General features: G+C 72.3%; 17 protein-coding genes and 1 pseudogene. 8 read left to right on the top strand and 10 right to left on the bottom strand.

Annotated features, from left to right (window positions below):
• Positions 1–82: 82 nt before the first annotated feature.
• Positions 83–583 (bottom strand): MarR family winged helix-turn-helix transcriptional regulator, encoded by a 501-nt coding sequence (locus ACVHNB_RS06560; RefSeq protein ID WP_428957548.1) that lies wholly within the window; start codon positions 581–583, stop codon positions 83–85.
• A gap of 269 nt (positions 584–852) precedes the next feature.
• On the opposite strand from ACVHNB_RS06560, the gene ACVHNB_RS06555 reads away from it, so the two are divergent.
• Positions 853–1674: a lysozyme gene (locus ACVHNB_RS06555; protein WP_428952338.1), complete on the top strand. Its 822-nt coding sequence runs from the start codon at positions 853–855 to the stop codon at positions 1672–1674.
• 139 nt (positions 1675–1813) lie between these two features.
• Here ACVHNB_RS06555 and lon read toward each other — a convergent pair whose 3' ends face one another.
• Complete coding sequence (gene lon, locus ACVHNB_RS06550) at positions 1814–4234, bottom strand: endopeptidase La (RefSeq protein ID WP_428952339.1); 2421 nt, start codon at positions 4232–4234, stop codon at positions 1814–1816.
• A 177-nt stretch (positions 4235–4411) separates the two neighbouring features.
• On the opposite strand from lon, the gene ACVHNB_RS06545 reads away from it, so the two are divergent.
• The 3 genes and pseudogenes from ACVHNB_RS06545 to ACVHNB_RS06535 all read left to right on the top strand — a co-directional run.
• Positions 4412–5062 carry a GNAT family N-acetyltransferase gene (locus ACVHNB_RS06545; protein ID WP_456227596.1) on the top strand — a complete coding sequence of 217 codons (651 nt, stop codon included), beginning with the start codon at positions 4412–4414 and terminating at the stop codon, positions 5060–5062.
• A 101-nt stretch (positions 5063–5163) separates the two neighbouring features.
• Complete coding sequence (locus ACVHNB_RS06540) at positions 5164–6120, top strand: IS481 family transposase (protein WP_456226486.1); 957 nt, start codon at positions 5164–5166, stop codon at positions 6118–6120.
• Between the two features lie 93 nt (positions 6121–6213).
• Positions 6214–7215, top strand: a pseudogene (locus ACVHNB_RS06535) (DUF3626 domain-containing protein); the annotation flags it as partial.
• Between the two features lie 28 nt (positions 7216–7243).
• On the opposite strand, the gene ACVHNB_RS06530 reads toward ACVHNB_RS06535, so the two are convergent.
• Positions 7244–8047, bottom strand: a complete 804-nt coding sequence (locus ACVHNB_RS06530; RefSeq protein WP_428952341.1) for a rhomboid-like protein — start codon at positions 8045–8047, stop codon at positions 7244–7246.
• 220 nt (positions 8048–8267) lie between these two features.
• Here ACVHNB_RS06530 and ACVHNB_RS06525 point away from each other — a divergent pair, with 220 nt between their 5' ends.
• From ACVHNB_RS06525 to ACVHNB_RS06510, 4 genes are all read left to right on the top strand, one after another.
• Complete coding sequence (locus ACVHNB_RS06525) at positions 8268–8972, top strand: spermidine synthase family protein (RefSeq protein ID WP_428952342.1); 705 nt, start codon at positions 8268–8270, stop codon at positions 8970–8972.
• Positions 8973–9066: 94 nt separating this feature from the next.
• Positions 9067–9804, top strand: coding sequence for a response regulator transcription factor (locus tag ACVHNB_RS06520; RefSeq protein WP_428952343.1), 738 nt, complete (start codon positions 9067–9069; stop codon positions 9802–9804).
• A gap of 74 nt (positions 9805–9878) precedes the next feature.
• Positions 9879–10937, top strand: coding sequence for a HAMP domain-containing sensor histidine kinase (locus tag ACVHNB_RS06515; protein WP_428957549.1), 1059 nt, complete (start codon positions 9879–9881; stop codon positions 10935–10937).
• Between the two features lie 240 nt (positions 10938–11177).
• Positions 11178–14981 (top strand): multifunctional oxoglutarate decarboxylase/oxoglutarate dehydrogenase thiamine pyrophosphate-binding subunit/dihydrolipoyllysine-residue succinyltransferase subunit, encoded by a 3804-nt coding sequence (locus ACVHNB_RS06510; RefSeq protein WP_456227595.1) that lies wholly within the window; start codon positions 11178–11180, stop codon positions 14979–14981.
• An 83-nt stretch (positions 14982–15064) separates the two neighbouring features.
• On the opposite strand, the gene fxsT is transcribed toward ACVHNB_RS06510, so the two are convergent.
• From fxsT to ACVHNB_RS06475, 7 genes are all read right to left on the bottom strand, one after another.
• Positions 15065–18025: an FxSxx-COOH system tetratricopeptide repeat protein gene (gene fxsT, locus ACVHNB_RS06505; protein ID WP_456227594.1), complete on the bottom strand. Its 2961-nt coding sequence runs from the start codon at positions 18023–18025 to the stop codon at positions 15065–15067.
• Positions 18026–18152: 127 nt separating this feature from the next.
• Positions 18153–19409, bottom strand: a complete 1257-nt coding sequence (locus tag ACVHNB_RS06500) for an FxsB family cyclophane-forming radical SAM/SPASM peptide maturase (protein ID WP_456227593.1) — start codon at positions 19407–19409, stop codon at positions 18153–18155.
• A 27-nt stretch (positions 19410–19436) separates the two neighbouring features.
• Entirely contained in the window at positions 19437–19616 is a 180-nt protein-coding gene (locus ACVHNB_RS06495; protein ID WP_456227592.1) for a YxD-tail cyclophane-containing RiPP peptide, read from the bottom strand.
• Positions 19617–19683: 67 nt separating this feature from the next.
• Positions 19684–22941, bottom strand: a complete 3258-nt coding sequence (locus tag ACVHNB_RS06490; RefSeq protein ID WP_456227591.1) for an SAV_2336 N-terminal domain-related protein — start codon at positions 22939–22941, stop codon at positions 19684–19686.
• Positions 22942–22946: 5 nt separating this feature from the next.
• The gene (locus tag ACVHNB_RS06485) at positions 22947–23963 is read right to left on the bottom strand and encodes an AAA family ATPase (protein ID WP_428952355.1); all 1017 of its coding nucleotides are present in this window, start codon (positions 23961–23963) and stop codon (positions 22947–22949) included.
• A 121-nt stretch (positions 23964–24084) separates the two neighbouring features.
• A complete protein-coding gene (locus tag ACVHNB_RS06480; protein WP_456227590.1) occupies positions 24085–26214 on the bottom strand; it encodes a VMAP-C domain-containing protein in 2130 nt (709 codons plus the stop codon).
• The gene (locus tag ACVHNB_RS06475) at positions 26214–26612 is read right to left on the bottom strand and encodes a CU044_2847 family protein (RefSeq protein ID WP_428952357.1); all 399 of its coding nucleotides are present in this window, start codon (positions 26610–26612) and stop codon (positions 26214–26216) included. The genes ACVHNB_RS06480 and ACVHNB_RS06475 overlap by 1 nt, the downstream gene beginning before the upstream one ends.
• Positions 26613–26672: the final 60 nt, after the last annotated feature.

The raw sequence follows: 26672 nt of genomic DNA, 5'->3' as shown, positions 1-26672 counted from the left end.
CGCAGAGCCCCCTCCGGCATGGATCAATCCCCTCCGGCGATCGAGGAGCGGGGCCCGGGGGGGCAGGCCGGGCGGACCAGGCCTACTCGGCCCCGGCGTTCAACTGATGCAGCAGCCGGGCCAGTTCGGCGACCTCCCGCCGATCCCACCCCGCGAGCTGCCGCACGTACCGCATGCGCCGGGCGTCCCGCACCTGGCTGAAGTCGGACCGGCCGCGCTCCGTGAGGGAGACGAGCCAGGCGCGGCCGTCGGCCGGGTCGGGTTCGCGGGCGACGAAGCCGAGGTCCTCCAGGGCGCGCAGCTGCCGGCTCATCGTCGCCTTGCCGACGCCGATGTACGCGGCGAGTTCGGTGGCCCGCTGCGCGCCGCACTCCTCCAGGCGCACGAGCAGCCCGTACGCGGCCGGCTCCAGGTCCGGGTGGACCTCGCGGGCCATCTCGCCGGAGGAGGCCCGGGCGCGGCGCAGCAGTACGGTCAACTCTCGCTCCAGGGAGAGGAATTCGTGGTCCACACCAGTCGGCGCGGCATCGGAATTCGTGTCGCGTTCGGCGTTCCGCCGCTCGCCGTTCCCGTCTTCGTGCACGTCAGCGCCCATGGCCAGAGTTTCCCCGGGTTTCCCGATTCTGAAAGTTTTCGCCAATCGCCGCCATTACCGCAGCTCCGTCAGTATTTCGCAGGAGTAGACCAACGGCAGCATCCAGGCCCCCTTCCCTCACACAGGTCTACATGCGTAGCGTCATGCATGGCATGTCCACACCAGTAGCGTCACGGCGACATGTCGACAGGTCACCACAGCACAGGTCCCCCGATCAGCGACCCGCTGGTCCCCCACGAGGCCCTCGGAGGCATGCAATGCCCGTGCACAGACCCGGAACCCCCAGACGCAGAAGCATCGCGGCCGGCGCCCTGCTCGCCGCCCTCTCCCTCCTGTTCACCCTGCCGAGTGCCGCGCAGGCCGCCGACGTCCCCGCCCGGGGTGAAGCCCACATGGGCATGGGAGTGGCCGAGCACGACGGCGACACCGGTGAGGGCCCGGTCGGCCGGGTGACCCAGACCGAGGGGGTCGACGTCAGCGGCCACCAGGGCAACGTGGCCTGGTCGACACTCTGGAGCAGCGGCGTGAAGTGGGCCTACACCAAGGCCACCGAAGGCACGTACTACACGAACCCGTACTTCGCCCAGCAGTACAACGGTTCGTACAACGTGGGCATGATCCGCGGCGCGTACCACTTCGCGACGCCGGACACCACGAGCGGGGCCACCCAGGCCAACTACTTCGTCGACCACGGCGGCGGCTGGTCCAAGGACGGCAAGACGCTGCCGGGTGTGCTCGACATCGAGTGGAACCCGTACGGCGCCGCGTGCTACGGCAAGACGGCCGCCGCGATGGTGACGTGGATCCGGGACTTCGTGAACCAGTACAAGGCGCGCACCGGCCGCGACGCCGTGATCTACACGGCCACCAGCTGGTGGACCCAGTGCACCGGCAACTCCGGCGCGTTCGGCTCCACCAACCCGCTGTGGATCGCCCGTTACGCCTCCACCGTGGGCACCCTGCCGGCCGGCTGGGGCGTCCAGACGATGTGGCAGTACACCTCGACCGGCCCGACGGTCGGCGACCACGACAAGTTCAACGGCGCCCTGGACCGGGTCCAGGCGCTCGCCAACGGCTGACCGTTCGAGCCCGTCCGGCGATCGGGGACCGGGGTCCGGGGCAGAGCCCGCACGGGCCCGGACCGGTCGGCGCCCTCGGAGCACGCGGAAGGCCCGGCCCCCGGGAAGGGGCCGGGCCTTCGTCATCCGCCCGCGTCCGTCACGCCGCGACCGGAACCTCCACGTCCGCGGAGGCGGGAGCCAGGGCCAGCTCCAGGACCTGGCGCACATCCGTCACCGGGTGCACGTCCAGCTTCTCCAGGACCTCCGCCGGGACGTCGTCCAGATCGGGCTCGTTGCGCTTCGGGATGATCACCGTGGTGATGCCGGCCCGGTGCGCGGCGAGCAGCTTCTGCTTGACGCCGCCGATGGGGAGCACCCGCCCGGTCAGCGACACCTCGCCGGTCATCGCCACGTCCGTGCGGACCAGGCGCCCGCTCAGCAGCGAGGCGAGAGCGGTCGTCATGGTGACGCCCGCGCTCGGCCCGTCCTTGGGGACCGCGCCCGCCGGGAAGTGGATGTGCACGCCGCGCTCCTTCAAGTCCGCGACGGGCAGCTCCAGTTCGGCGCCGTGCGAGCGCAGGAAGGAGAGCGCGATCTGCGCCGACTCCTTCATGACGTCGCCGAGCTGACCGGTCAGGGTCAGACCGGCCGCGCCCGTCTCCGGGTCGGCCAGCGACGCCTCGACGAAGAGCACGTCACCACCCGCTCCGGTGACCGCGAGACCGGTCGCGACACCCGGCACCGCGGTGCGCCGCTCGGCCGGGTCCTGCGCCGACTCGGGCACGTGGTGCGGCCGTCCGACGAGCGCGCGCAGGTCGTCCGCGCCGACGGTGAACGGCAGCTCCCGCTCGCCGAGTTCGTGCTGGGCGGCCACCTTGCGCAGCACCCGCGTGACGGACCGCTCCAGGTTGCGCACGCCGGCCTCGCGCGTGTACTCGCCGGCCAGCTTGCGCAGCGCGTCCTCGCCGATGACGACCTCGTCCTTGTCGAGACCCGCGCGCTCCAGCTGGCGCGGCACCAGGTGGTCGCGGGCGATGACGACCTTCTCGTCCTCGGTGTAGCCGTCGAGGCGGACCAGCTCCATGCGGTCGAGCAGGGCCTCCGGGATGGCTTCGAGCACGTTCGCCGTCGCGAGGAACACGACGTCGGACAGGTCGAGTTCGACCTCCAGGTAGTGGTCCCGGAAGGTGTGGTTCTGCGCCGGGTCGAGGACTTCGAGCAGGGCCGCGGCCGGGTCGCCGCGGAAGTCGGAGCCGACCTTGTCGATCTCGTCGAGGAGCACGACCGGGTTCATCGACCCGGCCTCCTTGACGGCGCGGACGATGCGGCCGGGCAGCGCGCCGACGTACGTACGCCGGTGGCCGCGGATCTCCGCCTCGTCGCGTACGCCGCCGAGGGCGACGCGGACGAACTTGCGGCCCATGGCGTGCGCGACGGACTCGCCGAGCGACGTCTTGCCGACGCCGGGCGGGCCGACGAGCGCGAGCACGGCACCGCCGCGCCGCCCGCCGACGACGCCGAGCCCGCGGTCCGCGCGCCGCTTGCGCACGGCCAGGTACTCGGTGATCCGCTCCTTCACGTCCTGCAGCCCGGAGTGCTCGGCGTCGAGGACGCTCTGGGCGCCCGGGATGTCGTACTGGTCCTCGGTCCGCTCGTTCCACGGCAGTTCGAGGACGGTGTCGAGCCAGGTGCGGATCCACGAGCCCTCGGGGGACTGGTCGCTGGAGCGCTCCAGCTTCTCGACCTCCTTGAGCGCGGCCTCGCGGACCTTCTCGGGCAGGTCGGCGGCCTCGACGCGGGCGCGGTAGTCGTCGGACTCCTCGCCCTCGGCCTCGCCGTTCAGGTCGCGCAGCTCCTTGCGGACCGCTTCGAGCTGGCGGCGCAGCAGGAACTCGCGCTGCTGCTTGTCGACGCCCTCCTGGACGTCCTTGGCGATGGTCTCGGCGACGTCCTGCTCGGCGAGGTGCTCGCGCAGCTGCGCGGTGGCCAGCTTCAGGCGGGCGACCGGGTCGGTGGTCTCCAGGAGCTCGATCTTCTGGGCGGTGCTCAGGAAGGGCGAGTAGCCGGAGTTGTCGGCGAGCGCGGACACGTCGTCGATCTGCTGGACGCGGTCCACGACCTGCCAGGCGCCGCGCTTCTTCAGCCAGTTCGTGGCGAGCGCCTTGTACTCCTTGACCAGCTCGGTCACGGAGCCGGGCAGCGGCTCGGGCACCTCTTCCTCGACGGTCAGGCCCTCCACCCACAGGGCGGCGCCCGGCCCGGTGGTGCCCGCGCCGATGCGGACGCGGCCGCGGGCGCGGATCAGGGCGCCGGGGTCGCCGTCGGCGAGGCGTCCCACCTGCTCGACGGTGCCGAGCACCCCCGTGTTCGCGTACGTGCCGTCGATGCGTGGAACAAGCAGCACCTTCGGCTTGGTTCCCCCACCGGATCCGCTGGACCGGGCGGCGGCCTGGGCGGCCTCCACCGCGGCGCGTACGTCCGTGTCGTTCAGGTCCAGGGGCACCACCATTCCGGGCAGCACGACCTCGTCGTCGAGCGGCAGCACGGGCAAGGTGAGCGGTGTGGACGTCGAAGCCATGATCTCCCCTTCGGCAGTCAAGTTGAGCTATGTCGACTCAATGCACGAGCGCCCGTGGATGTTCCCCAGCACGCGTTCGCTCTCAGCGATCGCCTCTGTCACAGCGGAAATCGACCCTCGTAAGGTTCTCTCCAGGCAACGGACCATTACAGGCCGCACGGGCCGAGGAGTGTGCACATGGCGGGCGACGATCTCGTACGGGACTGGGTCGACGGCTGGGTCGTCTCGCGCGGGGCCACTCCCCCGCTCGCCGAGCCCTGGGGGTACACGATCCATGTGGGGCTCGAGGAGCACGTCGGCCGGCACGTCCTGGGCGCGACGAACGACGGCGTGCGCGAGGACGACGTCCGCAAGGCGGCCGAGTCGACGCACGCCCGCGCCTTCCACCTCAAGGTCTTCGCCGACCCCGAGCGCGTGCTGCCGTGGCTCGGACCCGAGTGGCGCCCCTACGGCTCGGGCGACTTCCTGATGGCGCGGGAGCTGACGGCCACCGCCGCGCCGGACGTCCCCGCGGGCTACCGGCTGCGCACCTGGACCCGCTCCGGCGTCACCCGCGTCCTGCTCACCGACACCGACGGGGCGTTCGCCGCGCGCGGCCAGGTCGCCCCGACCGGCGCGAGCGCGGTCGTCGACCAGATCGAGACGTCCGAGCACCACCGCCGCAAGGGCCTCGGCACGATGATCATGGGCACGCTGCACGCCGCGGCCCACGCCCTGGGCGCGACCCGCGCGGTGCTCGCCTGCACCCCCGACGGACGGCTCCTGTACGAGTCGGTGGGCTGGCGGATCGTGGCACCGCTGACGAACGCGAAGCACGCGGGCGCCTAGGTGTATTGATCACGAGCGTTGTTAACACCGACTGGGCTTGATCATGGCGAAGACCTCCGGTGTGGTGGAGCTGTCTAGGACTGCACCGCACGGAGGTCTTCGTGTCCCACCGTAATGCCCGGCTGACCGTTCTCGGCAGGCGGCTTCTCATCGAGCGTGTCCGCGCAGGCCGTCCGGTCGCGCACGTCGCGGCCGAGATGGGCATCTCGCGCGTCACGGCCCACAAGTGGGTTCGCCGCTGGCGGACCGAGGGCGAGCAAGGACTGCATGACCGTTCCAGCCGTCCCCTCACCACACCGCACCGCACTGCGGCGACGACCGAGGAACTGGTGTGTCGGCTGCGCCAGGACCGCAAGCTCGGACCCGCCCGCATCGGCCCGATCCTGGGCCTGCCCGCCTCGACCACACACCGGATTCTGGCCCGCCACGGGCTGAACCGCCTGGCCTTCCTGGACCGGCCCACCGGGCAGGTCATCCGCCGCTACGAACGAGACCGGCCCGGCGAACTGATCCACGTCGATGTCAAGAAGCTCGGCCGGATCCCCGACGGCGGCGGCCACAAGGTCCTGGGCCGTCAGGCCGGCCGCGTCACCCGCAACAACATGGGCTTCGACTACATCCACTCCGCCGTCGACGACCACACCCGCCTCGCCTACAGCGAGATCCACCCCGACGAGAAAGCCGCCACCTGCGCAGCCTTCCTCCGGCGGGCGGCAGCCTTCTTCACCGCACACGGCATCGACCACGTCGAACGGGTCCTGACCGACAACGCCTGGCCCTACCGCAAAAGCTTCGCCTGGCGCGAGGCTCTGGCCGACCTGGGGGCGGCCGGCAAACTCACCCGCGCCTACCGGCCGCAGACCAACGGCAAGGTCGAACGCTTCAACCGGACCCTGCTCGACGAATGGGCCTATCTGCGGCCCTACACCTCAAACGACGAACGAACAGCAGCCCTGGCAGACTTCCTGCACACCTACAACCACCACCGCTGCCACACCGCACTCGGCGGCCACCCACCCATCAGCCGCGTCAACAACGCTGCGAGTCAATACACCTAGGGCCTGATCAGGCGGTCGGGCGGCCCGCGAGGGGCCCGGGAGCACCGGCGAATTCCTTTGCCGGGCGCGGCGGGCCCGCCCGATACTGCGGCGATGACCGCGCCCACGATCTTGCTGACCGCCGCGCAGGACGCCGCCCTGCGCCATCTGCGCGCGGCGGGGCGCGCGGGCCGTGACCCCGCCCTGGCCCGGCTGCGGGAGCGGGGCGTCGGCCCGGACGCGGCCGCCGCCCTGATCGCGAATCTGCGCGCCCACGCGCGCGTGACCCTCAATTTCCATCCGGACCGGCTGCTCGCGGACCGGCGCAGCACCGTCGCCGACCGGCTCGCCGCCGACGGCCGGTACCGCGGCCAGTACGAGACGGGCCTGTCGAACGGCAGCCGCACCGCGCACCCGGGCGGCCTGCGCGACGGCTGGGAGGAGCGGCTGTTCGGCGGGGCGTACACGGGTGCCGGCGCCGTGGAGCGGCCCAAGTACGGCGCCCTGAACGTGATGCGGCACGCCGACGGGGCCGCTCCCCGGTTCGGCTCGTGCCATGTGCGGCTGCGGGCCGGGGTGGGCGAGCGGTCGACGTTCTGCTTCGGGGACAGCCACGTCGGGCCGTCCGCCCTGGGCACCTTCGACGCATGGCACCCGGTGCTGGCCGCGCTGGTGGCCGACGCGGCGGACAGCGGGCAGTCGCTGGGGATCTCGGGCACTGATCCGGCGGCGGTGATCCACGCTCTGCCGCACCCGCCCGCGCCGCCCCGGGTCGGCCGGTCCCTCGACTTCTACGTGGAGGCGCAGGTGCACGGCGACGTGGACCTGCGCAGGGACGCCGAGGCGCTCGTCCTCGACCCCTCGTTCCGGGGCACCCGCACCGGCGAACTGCTCACCGGCATCGGCCTTCCCGTGGAGTGGCACACGGGGTTCGAGCTGCGCCCCGACGTCCCGGACCCGGACCTCGCGGACTTCCGCGGCCCCGCGCTGCCGTCGGTCGCGGCGCGCGTGCGCGAACGATTCGTGGCGGACGGCGACAACGGGGCCGTCGACGCGGCCGCCGTCGGACGGGCCGCCGCGGACGCGGTCAGATCACCCGGGAACTGGGCGGCGTACGGGACACCGGACGAGGTCCTGCAGTACCTCAAGCAGCTGTGGCACTGCGTCGTGCGCTTCGGGACGAGCGCACGCCCGGCGCGGACGCCCGGCGCGTCCGGGTCCGCCACCGGCGCACCAGCGGCCACGTGGCGACGCCGATCGCCAGGGCCAGCAGATGCCCCCAGTTCGTCATCGGGTCGGTGAACGCGATCAGGTCCTCGACCAGCATCGCCCCGAACCCGCCGAGGACCAGCCGGCGCGGCCACGGCGCGAGCAGCCCGGCCAGTGCCCCGATGCTCGCGGCGACGCCGAAGCTGATGCCGTAGTCGAGGCGGTGCAGCGAGCTGTCGGGGAGATGGCCCGCCATCACCGACAGGCCCACCGGGATCTCGGTGGCGAGGGTCGCCAGGACATGGCCGAGCAGGAAGACACCGGCGGTGCGCAGCCCACCGATGCGCCGCTCCAGCGCGGTCAGCACGACCACGAAGGCGATCACGAACGGTGAGGTGATGCCGCCCGCGATCCACAGCGCGCTGGCCACCAGGACGAGCAGCGGGGACTGGGCCAGATGGGTGACATCGGTGCTGGAGGCCCGCAGCGCCGCCGCGACGGTGTCCGGGTTCGCGAACTCCATGAACAGCGAGGTGCCGAGGAGCACGGCGGTGTAGGCGAAGGTGAACGGGGTCCCGGTCGGCGTCGGCAGCAGCCGGCCGGCCGGGAACCGTATGGAGCGCCTGCGCGGCGCCGCCTCCGGCGCCGGGGGCCGCGGCTGCGCCGGGATGCCGTTCAGCGGACCGTGCACGTCGGGAGGGGGTGTCGCCTCGACACCGGCCGTCACGCCTGGTTCCACGTGGGGCACCCCTTTCGTACAGATCCACCCCACACTTCGCCGCACCCGGCACCGCTGTCTATGACGGACGCCACGTGAGACGCGATCCACAGCAACCTCACAGGCCCCGGCCGCGTCCGCAAGCCGTCCGCACCGGCCGGGCCGCGGCGGCCGGCCGCGGCAGCCGGCGCCCGGCCGAAAAGGCCTGCCGGCCGCCCCCACGCTGCGCGAGGATGGCCGGATGAGCAGCACGTACCTCGCCGAAGGCCCCGACCCGCTCGACATCCCGGTCGTCCTGGACCGCCGCGACGGCCCCTACGGCGAAGTCGTCCTGCGCCGCCACGGCGACCTGCTCCAGATCATCGCCAACGGCACGTTCCTGATGGACACGTCCGACGGCCGCTCGGAGCGGCTGCTGATCGACGCGGCGCTGGCCGCACTGCCCGCCGACCGGGCCGAGCCCGCCGTCCTGATCGGCGGCCTCGGCGTGGGTTTCTCCCTGGCCCACGCGGCGGCGAACCCGCGCTGGGGCCGCATCAGCGTCGTCGAACGCGAACCGGCGATCATCGGCTGGCACCTCGACGGCCCCCTGGCCCCGCTGTCCGCCGACGCCGTCGCGGACCCCCGCACGGAGATCGTCGAGGCCGACCTCGTGGAGCACGTCCGCACGACGGCGACGACCTACGACGCCCTCTGCCTCGACATCGACAACGGCCCGGACTGGACGGTCACCGAGGACAACAACAGCCTCTACTCACCCGCGGGGCTGGCCGCCTGCCGGGCCCGTCTGAACCCGGGCGGCGTGCTGGCCGTCTGGTCCGCACAGCCCTCCGCAAATTTTGAAGGAACCTTGCGGAATGCCGGATTCCAGGCGGTCCGCACCGAAGAGATCCCCGTTGTCCGAGGCGTACCCGACGTGGTGCACCTCGCAGTACGGGCCGCGTAGCCGACCGGCGGTAACTCCCCGTACGCTGACGTCCGAAACCCAGATCATTCAAGCGTCAAGCGCGTCACGAAGGCGCGCATTCAGGGGCGGGGCGATGGAGCAGACACACACCTCCCAGAACGGCAGCACGGCGACCCCGGGTGCCCAGCGACGGATTCTCGTCGTCGAGGACGACCCCACGATCGTGGACGCCATCGCCGCCCGGCTACGGGCCGAGGGATTCCTCGTGCAAACCGCGCAGGACGGGCCGGCCGCGGTCGACACGGCCGAGGCATGGCAGCCGGACCTGCTGATTCTCGACATCATGCTGCCCGGCTTCGACGGGCTCGAGGTCTGCCGCCGCGTGCAGGCGCAGCGACCGGTGCCGGTCATGATGCTGACGGCACGCGACGACGAGACGGACATGCTCGTCGGGCTCGGCGTCGGCGCCGACGACTACATGACGAAGCCGTTCTCCATGCGGGAGCTGGCCGCGAGAGTCCACGTGCTGCTGCGCCGCGTCGAGCGCGCGGCCCTCGCCGCGTCGACCCCGCGCAGCGGCATCCTCCGCCTCGGCGAGCTGGAGATCGACCACGCGCAGCGTCGCGTACGGGTCAGGAGCGAGGACGTGCACCTGACGCCGACCGAGTTCGACCTCCTGGTGTGCCTGGCGAACACCCCCCGTGCCGTCCTCTCCCGCGAGCAGCTGCTCGCCGAGGTCTGGGACTGGGCCGACGCCTCGGGCACCCGCACCGTCGACAGCCACATCAAGGCGCTGCGCCGGAAGATCGGCGCGGAGCGCATCCGCACCGTGCACGGTGTCGGCTACGCGCTGGAGACGCCGACCCCATGAGCGCCGGGGACCGGGCACCGTACAGCCGCCCCCACCGGCCGCATCCCCTCACCGCGCACTGGGCGTCGGGCGGTCTGCGGCCGTTCTCGATCAAGGCGAAGCTCGGCACGCTCGTCGTCGTCTCCGTCTTCATCACCACGGGCCTGCTCATGGTGGCGATGTACACGGCGACGGAGCTGCGCTTCATCACCGTGTTCTCGATCATCGCGACCCTGCTGATCACTCAGTTCGTGGCGCACAGCCTCACCGCGCCGCTCGACGAGATGAACACGGTGGCCCGCTCCATCTCGAACGGCGACTACACGCGCCGCGTCCGGGGTGCGGACCGCCGTGACGAGCTCGGCGACCTGGCGGTCACGATCAACCGCATGGCCGACGAGCTGGCGGCCCAGGACGAGCAGCGCAAGGAGCTCGTCGCGAACGTCTCGCACGAGCTGCGCACCCCGATCGCGGGCCTGCGCGCGGTCCTGGAGAACGTCGTGGACGGCGTGATGTCCGCGGACCCCGAGACGATGCGCACGGCGCTCAAGCAGACGGAGCGCCTGGGCCGCCTGGTCGAGACGCTCCTGGACCTCTCCCGCCTGGACAACGGCGTGGTCCCGCTCAAGGCCCGCCGCTTCGAGGTCTGGCCGTACCTGTCGGGCGTGCTCAAGGAAGCGAACATGGCGGTGTCCCAGCGCGCGGGCATCGCCTCCGGCTCCGGCACCCATACCCGTACGGACGTCCATCTCCACCTCGACGTCTCGCCGCCCGAGCTGACCGCGCACGCCGATCCGGAGCGCATCCACCAGGTCGTGGCGAATCTCATCGACAACGCGGTGAAGCACTCCCCGCCGCACGGCCGCGTCACCGTGCAGGCACGGCGCGGCCCCTACCCCGAGTCCCTGGAGCTGGAGGTGCTGGACGAGGGTCCGGGCATCCCGCAGTCGGAGTGGCACCGGGTCTTCGAGCGCTTCAACCGGGGGAACGCCGGAAACACGGCCAAGGGCAAGGGGGACGGCGGCACGGGCCTCGGCCTCGCCATCGCCCGCTGGGCCGTGGACCTCCACGGCGGCCGGATAGGTGTGGCCGAATCGACTCGGGGCTGCCGCATCAAGGTCACTCTTCCGGGAGAGCCCCGAACGCAAAGTTGACGTAGGGTTTCGGTCAGGCACGGGTCAAGCCGCGCGCAGGCGTACACGAGCACGCCGGGCGCGCGCCCGAACGTACCGGAACCCCGCTTGTTTCCCGCCATTTCTCGGCCCGAAACCCTGCTTCCAGTGTGACTTACGCGACGGATCACCGGCCCGGTCTGCACGTGCCGCTGATGGAGGCGTAGCCTTTATTCCCGCTGTCCATCACCTTGTGAGAAGCGGAAGAGGGCGGTTACCGCCGTGTCGCCACAGTCCCCCAGTAACTCGAGCATCTCCACCGAGACCGACCAAGCCGCGCAGGGCAAAAGCCCTGCCGCCGCCTTCGGTCCCAACGAGTGGCTCGTCGACGAGATCTATCAGCAGTACCTCCAGGACCCGAATTCGGTAGACCGAGCCTGGTGGGACTTCTTCGCCGACTACAAGCCCGGTGCCGCGGCCGCGGGGGCTGCGCCGACCGCGCCGCCGGCCCAGAAGCCCGCGGCCCCCGCCGCGGCTCCGGCCCCGGCCCAGCCCGCGCCCGCAGCGCAGGCCCCGGCTCAGGCTCCGGCCCCCGCGAAGCCCGCTGCCGCAGCTCCCGCACAGGCTGCCGCCGCTCCGGCTCCCGCGCCCGCCGCGAAGCCCGCTCCCGCAACCCCCGCACCGAAGAAGGCTGAACCAGTGACGACCGAGGCCCCTGCCGGCCCCGAGTTCGTGACGCTGCGCGGTCCCGCCGCCGCCGTCGCGAAGAACATGAACGCGTCCATCGAGGTCCCCACGGCCACGTCCGTGCGCGCCGTCCCGGTGAAGCTGCTGTTCGACAACCGCATCGTCATCAACAACCACCTGAAGCGCGCCCGCGGCGGGAAGATCTCCTTCACGCACCTCATCGGGTACGCGATGGTGCAGGCCATCAAGGCCATGCCGTCGATGAACTACTCCTTCCAGGAGAAGGACGGCAAGCCGACCCTGGTCAAGCCGGACCACGTGAACTTCGGTCTGGCCATCGACCTGGTGAAGCCGAACGGCGACCGCCAGCTCGTCGTCGCCGGCATCAAGAAGGCCGAGACGCTGAACTTCTTCGAGTTCTGGCAGGCCTACGAGGACATCGTCCGCCGCGCCCGCGACGGCAAGCTGACGATGGACGACTTCTCCGGCGTGACGGTCTCGCTGACCAACCCCGGCGGCCTCGGCACCGTCCACTCGGTCCCGCGTCTGATGCCCGGCCAGTCGGTCATCATGGGCGTCGGCTCCATGGACTACCCGGCCGAGTTCCAGGGCACGTCCCAGGACACGCTGAACAAGCTCGGCATCTCGAAGGTCATGACGCTCACGTCGACCTACGACCACCGGGTCATCCAGGGCGCCGCCTCCGGCGAGTTCCTGCGCATCGTCGCGAACCTCCTCCTCGGTGAGAACGAGTTCTACGACGAGATCTTCAAGGCCCTGCGCATCCCCTACGAGCCGGTCCGCTGGCTCAAGGACATCGACGCCTCGCACGACGACGACGTCACCAAGGCCGCCCGCGTCTTCGAGCTGATCCACTCCTACCGGGTCCGCGGCCACGTCATGGCCGACACCGACCCGCTGGAGTACCAGCAGCGCAAGCACCCCGACCTGGACATCACCGAGCACGGGCTCACGCTGTGGGACCTGGAGCGCGAGTTCGCCGTCGGCGGCTTCGCCGGCAAGTCGATGATGAAGCTGCGCGACATCCTCGGTGTGCTGCGCGACTCGTACTGCCGCACCACCGGCGTCGAGTTCATGCACATCCAGGACCCGAAGCAGCGCAAGTGGATCCAGGACCGCATCGAGCGCGCGCACTCCAAGCCGGAGCGCGAGGAGCAGCTGCGGATCCTGCGCCGCCTGAACTCGGCCGAGGCCTTCGAGACGTTCCTGCAGACCAAGTACGTCGGCCAGAAGCGCTTCTCCCTCGAGGGCGGCGAGTCGGTCATCCCGCTGCTCGACGCCGTCATCGACTCCGCCGCCGAGGCCCGCCTCGACGAGGTCGTCATCGGCATGGCCCACCGCGGCCGCCTGAACGTGCTGGCGAACATCGTCGGCAAGTCGTACGCGCAGATCTTCCGCGAGTTCGAGGGCAACCTCGACCCGAAGTCGATGCACGGCTCCGGCGACGTGAAGTACCACTTGGGCGCCCAGGGCACCTTCACCGGCCTGGACGGCGAGCAGATCAACGTCTCGCTGGCCGCGAACCCGTCCCACCTGGAGACGGTCGACCCGGTCATCGAGGGCATCGTCCGCGCCAAGCAGGACATCATCAACAAGGGCGGCACGGACTTCACGGTCCTGCCCGTCGCCCTGCACGGTGACGCGGCCTTCGCGGGCCAGGGCGTCGTGGCCGAGACCCTGAACATGTCGCAGCTGCGCGGCTACCGCACGGGCGGCACGGTCCACATCGTCATCAACAACCAGGTCGGCTTCACCGCCGCCCCGGAGTCGTCGCGCTCCTCCATGTACGCCACCGACGTGGCCCGCATGATCGAGGCGCCGATCTTCCACGTGAACGGCGACGACCCCGAGGCCGTCGTCCGCGTTGCCCGTCTGGCCTTCGAGTTCCGCCAGGCGTTCAACAAGGACGTCGTGATCGACCTCATCTGCTACCGCCGCCGCGGTCACAACGAGTCGGACAACCCGGCGTTCACGCAGCCGCTGATGTACGACCTGATCGACAAGAAGCGCTCGGTGCGCAAGCTCTACACCGAGTCCCTCATCGGTCGCGGCGACATCACCCTGGAAGAGGCCGAGCAGGCGCTGCAGGACTTCCAGGGCCAGCTGGAGAAGGTCTTCACCGAGGTCCGCGAGGCCGTCGCGCACCCGGGCGAGTCCCAGCACCCGGACCCGCAGGCCGAGTTCCCGGTGGCCGTGCAGACCGCGATCTCCCAGGAGGTCGTCAAGCGCATCGCCGAGTCCCAGGTCAACATCCCCGACAACGTCACGGTGCACCCGCGCCTGCTGCCGCAGCTGCAGCGCCGTGCCGCGATGATCGAGGACGGCACGATCGACTGGGGCATGGGCGAGACCCTCGCCGTCGGCTCGCTCCTCCTCGAGGGCACCCCGGTCCGCCTGTCCGGCCAGGACTCGCGCCGCGGCACGTTCGGCCAGCGCCACGCGGTGCTGATCGACCGCGAGACGGGCGAGGACTACACGCCGCTGCTGTACCTCTCCCCCGAGCAGGCCCGCTACAACGTCTACGACTCGCTGCTCTCCGAGTACGCGGTCATGGGCTTCGAGTACGGCTACTCGCTGGCGCGTCCCGAGTCCCTCGTGATGTGGGAAGCGCAGTTCGGTGACTTCGTCAACGGCGCGCAGACCGTCGTCGACGAGTACATCTCGGCCGCCGAGCAGAAGTGGGGCCAGACGTCCGGCGTCACCCTGCTGCTCCCGCACGGCTACGAGGGCCAGGGCCCGGACCACTCCTCGGCCCGTGTCGAGCGCTTCCTCCAGCTCTGCGCGCAGAACAACATGACGGTCGCGATGCCGACGCTCCCGTCGAACTACTTCCACCTCCTGCGGTGGCAGGTGCACAACCCGCACCACAAGCCGCTGGTGGTCTTCACCCCGAAGTCGATGCTGCGTCTCAAGGCCGCCGCGTCGAAGGTGGAGGAGTTCACGTCGGGCGGTTTCCGTCCGGTCATCGGCGACGACGCGGTGGACGCGAACGCGGTCCGCAAGGTCGTCTTCGTCGCGGGCAAGCTGTACTACGACCTCGAGGCCGAGCGGAAGAAGAACGGTGTCACCGACACCGCCATCATCCGCGTCGAGCGCCTGTACCCGCTGCCGGGTACCGAGCTCCAGGCCGAGATCGCCAAGTACCCGAACGCCGAGAAGTACATCTGGGCGCAGGAGGAGCCGGCGAACCAGGGTGCCTGGCCGTTCATCGCGCTCAACCTGATCGACCACCTGGACCTGGCGGTCGGCGCCGACGTCCCGGGCGCCGAGCGGCTGCGCCGCATCTCCCGCCCGCACGGTTCCTCGCCGGCGGTGGGCTCCGCGAAGCGCCACCAGGCGGAGCAGGAGCAGCTGGTGCGTGAGGTGTTCGAGGCGTAGGTCTCGCCCCCCGTACACCGGTCGGGCCCGGCACCCCTCGGGGGTGCCGGGCCCTGCTGCGTCCGGACGACCCGGGTGTGCCGCTACACCGGCTGGGGTTCGAAGTCCCAGTAGGGGCGGAAGCGGCGGCGGACGCTGACGGTGTGGGGGTGTTGGTCGCCTAGGGTGTCGGACAGGGCGCGGATGACCTCCTGCTCCCGCTCGCCCGCCTCCTTGCCGCGGCGCAGCAGCCGGAGATCGGTGGCGTAGGCGGCCCCCGCGGAGAGCGTCAGGGGATGGCGCCCGCCGAGCACCTCCCCGGCCGTCTCGGCGGTGCTGAGGCTGAGCTCCGCCGCGCCGTCCACATCGCCGGCGAGGGCGCGGGCACCCGAGGTGTTCATCGAGCACCCGAGCGTCCAGGGATGCCGGTCCCCGACGGCCGCGCGCATCCGGGACAGGGCCCGCTCCGCCATGTGCAGCGACTCGTCGCGGTCGCCGAACTCGGCGTGGACCAGGGCGAGATTGCCGAGGACACCCGCGGAGAAGGGATGGCCGTCGCCGAGCAGCAGGGAGTACCCGGCCACGGCCCGCTCGGCCAGCTCCTTCGCCCGCCCGGGGTCCCCGTGGGAGCGCTGCAGGGTCGCGTAGTCGGCGAGCACGGCGAGGGTGTCCGGGTGACCGGGTCCGTGGACCTGTTCGGAGCGGGTGAGGACGGTCATCAGCAGTGACTCGGCCTGCTGGTACTCGCCGGAGCGGCGCAGGCAGAGGGCGAGGTTGTGCTCGGCGCGCAGGGTCTGGGGGTGGTAGAGGTCCATGATCTGGCGGTGGACTCGGACGTTCTGCTCCTGGCGGGACAACGCCTCCGCGTAACGGCCGAGCCAGCGCATGAGGCTGGCGCAGACGGTGCCGCTCTCCAGCGTGAGGGGGTGGCGGAGCTTGAGGACGCGTTCCCGGGCCTGCAGGACGGCGAGCTCGATGGTGAGGGACTCCTCGTAATGCCCCAGCTGGGACAGGACTGCCGCGTAGTTGTGGTGCGCGCCCATGGTCCGCGGATGCTGTTCGCCCAACAGTCCGCGATAGGCCTCCCACACCTCCTCGAACAGGTCCCGCGCCTCTTCGTACGCGCCGAGCGCCCACAGGGATCCGCCCAACCCCTGTTTGGCGAGCAGGAGTTCGTTGCTCTCCGGGGCGTGTTCCTCGAGCAGGGCCACGGAGTTGCGGCCCGCGGCCTCGGCCTCCCGGTAGCGGCCGACCCGGCGCAGCATGATCGAGTGGTAGTAGTCGAGGAGCAGCAGGCTGCGGTCGGTCGGCTGGAAGCGCTGCTGCCATCGGGGCAGCGCCTTCCGGATCAGTTCGAGTCCGGCCGAGTACTCTCCTCGTACGCGCAGATAGTCGATGCAGTCCAGGACGAGGCCCTGGACGTCCGGGTCGGCGCTGTCGAACACCCCGGCGTGGTCCAGGTGCGGAATGATCTGGGCGTAACGCTCCCACAGGCGGGTGTCGTTGGGGTTGCGCGGCGAGGCGCTGACCAGGACCCGGCAGGCCGCCGCGGCGGCCTGCTCGCGCTCCGTCTCGGGCATGCCCGTGCGCAGATAGCTGTGGTACAGGTGGTGCATCTGGACGGTCTCGACACCCTGCTCGATCCGGGTGTCGGCGGCCGGGTAGTCCATGCGCATCACGGCGGTCGCCTCGTTCAGGCGGCGCAGGTTGGTGTGCCAGCCGATCGGGTCGGCGGTGAGTGCCTCCAGGTGCGGCGGCAGGTCGCCGGGCCGGGCGGTCTGGATGAAGCCGACGGGGATCGCGTCGGGCGAGAAGAAGCCGAAGATCTTCAGGAGTTCGGAGGCGTCCGGGTGCTTCTCGCGCAGCATGTTCTGCGTGAGGGACCAGCTGGTCCACACGCTCTTCTTGTAGTCGTCGTCGATGATGCTGAGCCCGAACTCGTTCGGCCTGCCGCTGCGGATGCTCTCGATGTACGTCTCGACGGGCATCGTCTCGTTGATGGCGAGCCAGGACGCGGTCTGGTTGACCAGGAGCGGGAGGTCCTGCACGGCCTCGGCGAGGGCGTCCGCCTGCGCGGGGCTGAGCCGGGGCGCGCGACGGCAGGCGAAGGCGACGCTCTCGCGCCGGGTGAAGGGGTGGACCTCGATCTCCTGGGTGCGGCTGAACGCGGCCCAGTCCCGGGTGAGGGTGGTGATCAGCACATGGCCGGGGCCGTCGGGCAGCAGCGCCTCGATGCCGTCGACGTTGTCCGCCCCGTCGAAGATCAGCAGCCAGTTCCGGTACGGGCGGCCACTACGCAGGGTGTTCTGTACGGCGCGGATCCGGTCGCCGGTCTCGCGGCCCGCGGGCAGGCCGAGCCGGATGGCGAGTTCGGCGAGCTGCTCGCGTGCGGTGCCGGGATAGCCGGAGTTGACCTGCCAGACGATGTCGTACTCGTTGCGGAAGCGGTACGCGTACTCGCGGGCGATCTGTGTCTTGCCCACACCCGAGATGCCGCGCAGCACACAGCGTTCGCCCTCGCCGCTGTCCGCGAAGACGGCGTGGATCTTCTCCAGGATCTCGTCGCGGCCGGTGAAGCGCTCGTTGCGCGGGGGGACGTTCCACTGCGCCTGGTCGTCGTTGGGGAAGCGGGGGCCGTCCTCGCTCCCCTCGGCCGTGCGCGGCCGCTCGAGGCCGAGCCTGCGCAGCAGTCGGCGGCTCGCCTCGTGGGCGTCGAGGCCGAGCAGACTGACCGGCGCGAGGCCCGCGGCCGCCGCCGGCAGCGCACCCGTGGCGATGTTGACCGCGGCGAACCGGTCGGCGTGCGCGGACACCACCTCGCGCAGGGCTTCCGCCCACTCCGTCATCGGCCGCGGGCCGAGCCCGAAGTACCAGTCGTCCAGGACGAGCAGGATCCGGCCGGGCGCTTCGAGGAGACCTGTCAGGGCATCGACGAGGGAGGTCTCGACCGCCGGATCCCAGCGCAGCATGGCGGTACCGACGCCCTGCCGCTCCAGTTCGTGCGCGATCCAGGCCGCCCAGGGACGGCTGGAACCCGCGTGACTGATGGTGATGAACTCGGCCATGCGACCGTCTCCCTGTCCTGCGAACGATGGGCGTGCGAGGTGGAGCGTGGGCTGCTGGCACGGTAGTTCATGGCCAGCCGAAAGATCTGACGAAGAGTTGGGCACCGTCCGTATTCGGCCGGGCGGCCTACGGCGACGCGTCGATCACGGTGCTCAGGCGATCAGCGACATGGCGTATCAGACGGGCCATGTCGGCGCAGTAGACCGTGGGATGCCGGAATCCGCTCCGTGTGGAGTAGCGGTGCGCGTAGTTGCCGCCGCCGCACACCGCGACGAGCGGGCAGTCGCGGCACCCCTGGCCCAGGGCGTCCCGTCCCAGATGCCGGGCGGCTATGCCGGGGTGGTCGAGTGCCTCGTCGAAGGTGTTGCGGCGGACGTCGAGGCCGGTGGCGGGGGCGCCCTCGTAGGCCGTCTTGAGTGAATCGACCTGCTCGATGGCGCCGTCCGTGTCGACGATGACCGTGGCCACCGGGGAGAGGCCGACGGCTTCGGTCACGCTGGGACGGCCGAGCAACAGCGCGATGATTTCGGAGAACAGCCGGATCCGTACCGAGGGCCGCCCCCGCCGCCCCCACCACAGGTCGAAGGCCTCGGCAAGCCAGTCCCCGTACGGGGTGGGACGCTCGTGCGGGAGTCGCAGGGTATCGGGGTCGACCGGGGCGACACCGGGCGGCACGGTGCTCCAGTTGGCGTGCGGGAGCAGCAGGTCGAGGGCGGGCGGACGCAGATCGAAGAGTGAACTCACCACGTCGCGCGGGTCGTTGGCAAGGTCGATGGTGCACAGGATGCCCGCGTACCCCTCGGGGTGACGGCTCAGCAGCCGGGCCGCCCGGGCCATGGCGGGCCAGGCCGGGCGGCCCGCGTGATCGGCCCTCGGGAGATTGTGCCGAGGGCTCCCGCCGTCGAGGCTCAGCCCGATCCGGACGCCGGCGGCGGTGAGCCCCGTCAGCGTTTCCGGAGTCAGCAGGGTGCCGTTGGTCTGCAGTCCGAAGTCGACGGAACAGCCGGCGGGCACCGTCTCGCGCAGCAGGGCGATGTGGCGCAGCAGGGGTCCGGCACCGGCGAGCAGGGGCTCCCCGCCGTGCAGGTCGACGCGTACGGAGGTGAGCCGGTGGGCGCGGACGTGCTCGGCGATCCGGGCTGCGGTGTGCCGCATCGTGGCGTCGGCGACCCGGACGGGACGCTCCCGCCAGGTGCTGTCCGCGCCCTCGTAGATGTAGCAGTACGAGCAGGCGAGGTTGCAGCGGCTGTGCACCTTGAGCACGAACTGCCGGAAGGGCACGGGCCGTACGCCGGACCGGCGCAGCCCCGGCACGTCCAGGTCGCGCAGCGGCCAGGTGGCGAGGGCACCCGGTGCACCCGGCGCCGCGCGGTCGAGCCTCACGCTCTGCCCCCCGTCACATGGCTCGGATCAGCCTGGCGAATCGTCGTACATGGCCACCGTCCGTCCCACCGGTCGTGGCCGCTCCATGAGCCCGTCCAGCACCGCCCCCAGCACAGGATGCTCACTCCGGTCCCGCAGCTCCGCCAGATCCACCCCGGAGAAATCGGGCAGCGGCTCACTGGACGCGCTCGCGGCCGGGGTCTGCACATCGCCTCCTCGGGACAATCAACTCACCGGGCATGCCCTCTCGCCCCGGCCCGGAAACACGTACGAGTCACTCCGTGCCGTCGAGCCGCCGGATCCGGTCATCCGTGAGGCGCGTCTCGGCCGGGTCGGCGGCGCGGGTGCGTGTCCAGCGCTCCTTGGCCGCGCGGTACATCTCCAGGGCCCGGGCCGGGCCGGCGAGATACTCCAGGACCTCGCCGCGTCCGTGCAGTGCCCGCGCCGCGGTCCGCGGGTCGCGTGCCTCGTCGGCCTCCTGCGCGGCCCGCGCGAACGCCTCGTCGGAGCGGACCCATTCCTCGCGCTCCTGGGTGCGCTGGGCCAGCAGGCGGTGCAGTACGCCGAGTTCGAGGCAGACGGCGGCGCGCGGGGCGGCGCCTTCGGTGTCCCTCAGTGCCTGGTCCAGGGTCCAGCACGCCTCGTACAGGTCGGCGATCATGGACTCGGCGCGGTAGCGCCTGCGCAGGGCGCCGGCGAGGAGGAGCCGGCGGTCGATGGCGGAGGGGTGGCTGGGTGCGGTGTCGGCCACGGCCTCGCGCAGGCTGTGCACGGCCTCGGAAACCGTGTTCGTGTCGTCGGTCTCCTCGGGGTCCCGCTGCGACTCCAGCAGCATCTGACCGTAGGAGACGAGAAGTTCGGCTCGTTGTGGATCGCCCGGTCGCAACAGACTCAGTGCCCGTTTCATCTCCGCCTCGGCCGTCTCTAGTTCCGCTTGGTCACGTTTCCATAGCCATACGGAGAGCCTGCCCCGCGCCGCCGCCTCCAGTTGCGTGTCTCCTTCGGCCCGCGCCGCGTGGGCGGCCCGCTTCAAGGCTTCCCCCTCCGCCGGGGAACCGAACGGCTCTGCGCCGAGCGCGTGTGCCTCGGCGAGATCAAACAACGCACGCGCGGGGGGTACGCCGCTGCCACTCGCGCCCCCTGTGCGCTGTACCCCGGACGCGAGGGCCGATGCGGCGCGCAGCGCGAGTTCCCGTTGTTCGGGGGTCGCGCCGGGGGCGAGTTCGGCGCGCCGGAGCAGGGCCCGGCCCAGGGCGTACCAGAGGTCGGCGGGCGGGTGCGCGGTGGGCCAGTGCCGGGTCAGGCGGTCGAGGAGGGCGATGGAGACGTCGAGGGGCGCGAGGTCGCCGGCGGGTGAGCGGTCCAGGCGGCGGTTGACCAGGGCGGTGAGCAGCACGGCGCATTCGAGTCGTGTGGTGGCGGTCGACCCGGGCTGTTCCAGCGCGAGTTCGAGCTGGCTCAGCGCTTCGTCGAACAGCAGCTCGCCGCGGGCCCGCTCCTCGGCGGCGTCCGGGGGCCGCCGCCGGGCCGCCGCGGCGATCCGGTCCTCGCCGTGCGCCCGCAGCACCTCGGCCAGCGTGAGGCGGGCGGCGCCGAGCGCCCCGGGGTCGGGCGCGGGCTGCCGGGCGAGGGTGTCGACCTCGCGCCGCGCCACGTCCTCGGCCTCGGCGAGCTGCCGCGGGTCCCGCCATTCCCGCCAGGCGTGCAGCAGGGCTCGCGCGTACAGGCGGTTCCCGTCCGGGTGCTCCGCGGCCTTCGGGGTGCGGAGCAGGCGCAGTGCCTCCAGGAGGTCGTCGGCGCCGCCCCCGTTCTCGTAGCGGCGCAGGCGCTTCTGGGCCGCGCGCAGGGGGTGGCCGGGGAGCCGGGGTGAGCCGGGCAGTTCGGCGAGGCTGCGTTCGAAGTGGCGCAGCACGAGGTCCGAGACCGTCGCGAAGGGTTCGGGGACGCTGTCGGTGCCGCCGGCGGGGCGGCGCCCGGTGCCTTCCAGGTAGGCGACGACGGCGGCCGGGTAGTTGCGGGCGCCGCGGCCGAAGGTCCGCTCGATGTACAGGGCGCAGTGCTTGAGGACGAGCGCCGCCTCGCCCGCGCTGAGCCGCTCCAGGAGCAGGGTGCGCACTTTCGGCTTGAAGTCGAACCAGGGGCCGGTGCGGCTCTCCTGCTCCTGGCCGGGGCCCGGTCCGGGGCCGGGCGGCCGTTCGGTGACGAGTCCGCCGAGCAGGATCTCGGCCAGTTCGCCGGGGCCGCTGCCGGGCTGCATCGTGCGCTGGACCAGCCGCATCACGGGCAGCGCGAGCGGCGCGGCGGAGAGCTGGACGGCGAGGTTGCGGGCGGTGGGCGAGGCGGTCTCGTCGAACTCCACGAGGAGCCGCTCGGCCTCGTCGTCGGCCGGGTCCGGGGGCAGTGGGGCCGGTTCGGCGGGGTGCGCGGCGGGGTCCAGGGGCGCCGCGGCGCCGCGCAGCCGCAGTCCGCCGTCGGCCGACACCAGGCGCGACCAGGTGCTGAGCGCGGCGGGGGTGGGCATCAGGACGGGGACGTGCAGGCCGGGCTGCGGCGGTCCCGGTTCGCTCCCCCGGCCGAGTCGGCTGAACTCCAGTGCACAGTACGGGCCTTGACGTCGTGTCAGTATGCCTGCCGTGGCCGGGAGTGCGGTCCGCTGCCAGAACCGGCGCGGCAGGGGCTGCAGTACGGCGAGCGGGGCGGTCGCCGCCCAGGCGCGCAGCAGCCGCTGGAACGTGCCGTCGCGCCACAGCGGCCCGGTGCAGTCGCTGAGCAGCAGGTGCACGCGCTGGCCCGAGGGGTCGGACACCTCCTGCGCGGGGCGCAGCACATGGCCGAGGCCGGGCTGCGCGGTGACGCCGAGGCCGGCGCCGAGCGGGTGCAGGTACTGCACGACGACGTCGCGGAACGCCCCGACCTGGACGCAGGCGCGGCGCAGTTCCTCCAGCAGGCCGTCCCACACCGCCATGGACGGGGCACCGTCCATCAGCAGCACCAGATCGGCGGTGCGGCGCCGCACGGGACGTCGTACCGGGCTCACCAGGCCGGTGGTGGCGGTGAGTTCGGCCGTGGCGATCTCGTCGAGCTCGCTGGGCGCGAACACTCCCGAGGGGCGGTACGCGCGCAGGGAGCGCAGCGAGCGCCGCAGCGCGGGGAGCGGGGGCAGGCCGGGGAGCACGGCGGCGCCGGGCCTGCGCTCGGACGTCGACGAGGGGGCGGGCACCTCGGCGGGCGCGGCCTCCCTGAGGTCGGCCGCGCCGGCCGGTGCGGTGCGCGGCTCCGTCGGCTGCGCCGGCCCGGGATTGGCCGGATCCGATCGGTGCGTACCGGGGTCGCGGTGCGGTTCCCGGGGTTCGGCGGCCGGCTGTCCGGTCGCCGGTGCCCCGTCGGGCCGGTGCCGCTGCGCGCTGTCGGGGCGGGTCCAGCGGGCCAGCCAGAGGGCGTCGGCGAGCTCCCGGCTGTCGAGGGGGGTGCCTGCTTCGTCGAGGGTGCGGACGAGCCGGGCGAGAGGGTCGGGGGCCTCCTGTCCGGGCACCGCCGTCACCGGGTCCGGTCGAGCGGGTGCATCAGTTCCGCGGCCAGCCGGGCGCGGGCCCCGCTGTCCTCGTCCCAGCCCGTCTGCCGTACCAGGTGGATCGCGTTGAGCAGCTGGTCGACCGCGAGGACGTCACCGGGGTCGCGGTCGAGGAACTGCTCGATGAGCGAGGCGTGTTCGTGGTCGGCGCCCTCGCCGAAGTGGGCGCGCACCATCCCGGCGAGCCGCTCGGCGTCCGGCGGCGTCATCTCCAGCTGGATGCAGCGCCGGCGCAGCGGTGCGGGGAAGTCCCGCTCGCCGTTGCTGGTCAGCACGATGAACGGGAAGGCGCGGCAGCGGATGCGGCCGTGCCGCACGGTCACCTTGGCTCCGTCGTCGGTCAGCACCTCGACCTCGGGGGCGACGTCGGCGATCCGCTCCAGCTCGGGGACGGTGAACTCGCCCTCCTCCAGCACGTTCAGCAGGTCGTTCGGCAGGTCTATGTCGCTCTTGTCCAGCTCGTCGACGAGGAGGACGCGCGGCCGGTCGTAGGCCAGCAGCGCGGTGCCGAGCGGGCCGAGCCGGATGTAGCGCCCGATGTCGGCGATGCCCGCGGCGGTGTCCTCGCCGAGCGCGGTGCGGATCTGGAGGTCCTGCAGGCGCCCGATGGCGTCGTACTGGTAGAGGCCGTCGCGCAGGGTGCTGCGGCTGACGACGGGCCAGGACAGGACGCGGCCCAGCTTCAGCTCGTACGCGACGGAGTGCGCGATGGTCGACTTGCCGCTGCCGGGCTGCCCGGTGACGAGCAGCGGTCTGCGCAGGTACAGGGCCGCGTTGACCAGCTCTCGCTCCTCGGCGCCGGGCCGGTGCATCTGGGCCTGGCGGCTGCGCACGCCGAGCCGGCGCACGGAGGCGCTGTCCAGCTCGCCGGGCGAGGGCAGCGCGGGCGCACCGTCGAAATCCCGCCAGGGCGGTGGTGGGGGGAGCCGCTGGATCTCGTCGTGCGGGGCTCCGGCGCCCCGGTAGATCAGCCACTCGCTCATGTCGGCCCCCTCCGCGACAGGCTGCCACGAAAATACCGGGGGCGCGGCCCCCTCTGGTCTGTTTCAAGTCGGCCCGGGGGCGCGGGTGTTGGACCGCGGGAGCGCCGGGCGCGCGACCCGCTCACGACTGTTTCCGGCCGGGTCGGGAGCCGGGCGGTTCGAGCGGTCTGCCCGCCGCCTGCGGGAGGGGGTGGTCGGGGCTGTCGTAGAAGAGGACCACCCCGCGCACCCACTCGTCGGTCTGCTCGCTGCGCAGCCGCCAGAGCCGGCCCGGCAGGGTGCGCACGGCGTCGCCCTCCCGGTCCAGGAGCCCTTCGACGCCGTCGTGGAAGGCGGTGCACCGGGTGCCGCAGCCGTCCGAGATCCGGTGCCCGTCCGCCCGCCACAGGGCGACCGGATAGCCCAGGCCCACGGCCCGCTGGACCGCGTCGTGGCCGGGTCCCTCGCCGACCTGCTGGCACAGCACGGGCACGGATCCGTGGGGCGCCCGCAGCAGGTCGGGGCGGCGCAGCGGCGCCGGTGCGGCGGCGGAGCGCAGCGGTACCAGGCGGGGCGCTCCGACCAGGCCGCGCCAGCGCTCCTGCCACCGTTCGGCGAGCGCCGCGGCGCTGTCCCGGTCGAGCACCTCGCCGCGCCGCTCGATGTCGCGCAGCACCACGGGCCGGTCGATCCCCATGGGGCTGCGCGGCGAGCTGGGGCGGGGGTCCTCCCGGATCTCCCACTCGGCGACGGTGGCGGCGAACTCGACGCCGGGCAGGGCGACTTCGAGCGGTACCGGGTCCTCCACGGGCCGGGCCGCGTCGGCCGCGGCCAGCACTTCGGCGAGCGCGTCCAGCGCCTCGGCCCTGGCCCGCTCGAAGGGGCGTCCCTCGGCGGGCGGCGGCACGGCCAGCTCCCAGCGCCCGTCGTCGTACCCCTTGAAGAGCGTCCAGGTGTACCGGCGGGTCTCCACCTCGCCCTCGTCGAGGTAGGCGGGCGGCGGCGCGTGGTCGAACTCCAGCAGGACGGCGCGGGGCCGGGGCCGCAGGCTGCCGAGCCCGGCCCGTTCCTTGGCGCCGAGCGCCTGTCCGCGCTGCATGACGGACTCGTACAGGTCGCGCGCGGCGGCCGCGGCTTCGGCGCCGGCCGCGTGGGCGGTGATCCATCCGGCCACGAGGGAGAGGTAGCGCAGGTGCACGGCGAGGTCGTCGCGGCCGCCGAAGCCGTGCAGCATGCCGTGGCCGTCGCGCCAGCTGACGGGTCCGACGGGGTGGCCGAGGGACCGGCCCAGGGCGTCCCTGGCGAGCTGCCGCACGACGGCGGGGGCGGTCGGTCCGGGCACGCCGGCCAGGCGGTGCAGCGCGTCGAGGCGGTCCAGGACGTCCCAGGTGCCGCGCCGCCGGGGCAGTTCGCGCTGTACGTCGATCCAGGTGGGTTCGCCGTCGCTGTGCTCGGGGTGCTGGCGCCGCCAGTGCCAGGAGTCGTGCCGCCGCATCAGCTCGTGGTACGGCTCGGGTCCGAGGTCCGGCGCGCCGTCCAGGTGCGCGTCGGGCGACAGTTCGCGCAGGGCGCTGACCGCGACCGCGAGCCCCGAACCCCCGTCCCGGAAGCGGGCTTTGATCACTCCGACGACCTCGCCGCGCTCCAGGTCGACGAGGGGTCCGCCGGAGGTGCCGGGCCGCATGTCGACGCTGAGCCCGAACTTGATGCGGGTGCCCTTCGTGCTGCCGTGTCCGCAGGTGAGCCGTTCGACGACGCAGTGCCCGCCGTCGCGGGACCTGGGCGCGAACCGGCCGATGACGCCGCCCCCGTCGTCGCGGGCGAACTCGCCCGGCGGCCGGTCGGTGAGCCAGACGCAGCGCTCGCGCTCCATCGGTTCGAGCAGGGCGATCAGGGCGAGGTCGGGTTCGATGCCCTCGACGGCGGACGCGAACGTCTCCCGGTCACCGGCGCCGCCGTTCCTCGGCACGGACCGGCGCGGCAGCGGCATGCAGTACGCGAGCCGTCCCGGCAGCACCCTGCCGTCGACGTACACCCCGACATCCGGCTGCCCCGCGGCGGCGCCCGGCCTCGGCCGCCCGGTCCCGTCGACCAGCACATGGGCGCAGGTCAGCACCCAGCCCGGCGCCACGAAGAAGCCGCTGCCCCACAGATCGCGGGGCGGTGCGAGGAGGTCCCGGCCGCCGTGGTCCGCCGCGGCGGGCGGCGGGCCCATGCCGACGGTCGCCTGCTCGGCGAGGTGCCACAGCGGCTCCCGGTCGGGGGCCGGCATCAGGCCCCGGCCCGGTCGCCGCCTCCTTCTCCGGTGCCGCCGGGATCCGCACGGCGCCGGTCGTGCTGCCAGGTCAGGGTGATCGAGAGGTTCGCCTTGGCCTCGCCGTCGGCGAGGACGGCCACGGCCCGCCCGGGTTTGGCGCTGACCTCGATGCCGAAGGTCACCGCGGTCTCGTCTGGCGCGGCCGCGGCGGTGGCCGCGCGGACCGACCGGGCGACGCCCTCGACCGTCTCCTTCAGCCCCTCGACCTTGGTGGTCACCGTCTCCCAGACGCCGACGTCCTCGTACAGGTCGTCGTAATCGTCGGTGCCGTCGCCGGGTCCGTCGAGCCGCGAGGTTCTGACCCAGACCTCGGTGCCGTCCGGCAGCTGTATCGGCCTTATCCCGTCCCCCATGGCGCACTCCCCCGTCGCCGCGGCGCACCGCATCACGTACGCCTCACAGGCATTGATGAT

It is taken from the genome of Streptomyces sp. YJ-C3, from assembly GCF_053891275.1.
This window is presented reverse-complemented; position numbering and strand designations above follow the sequence as displayed.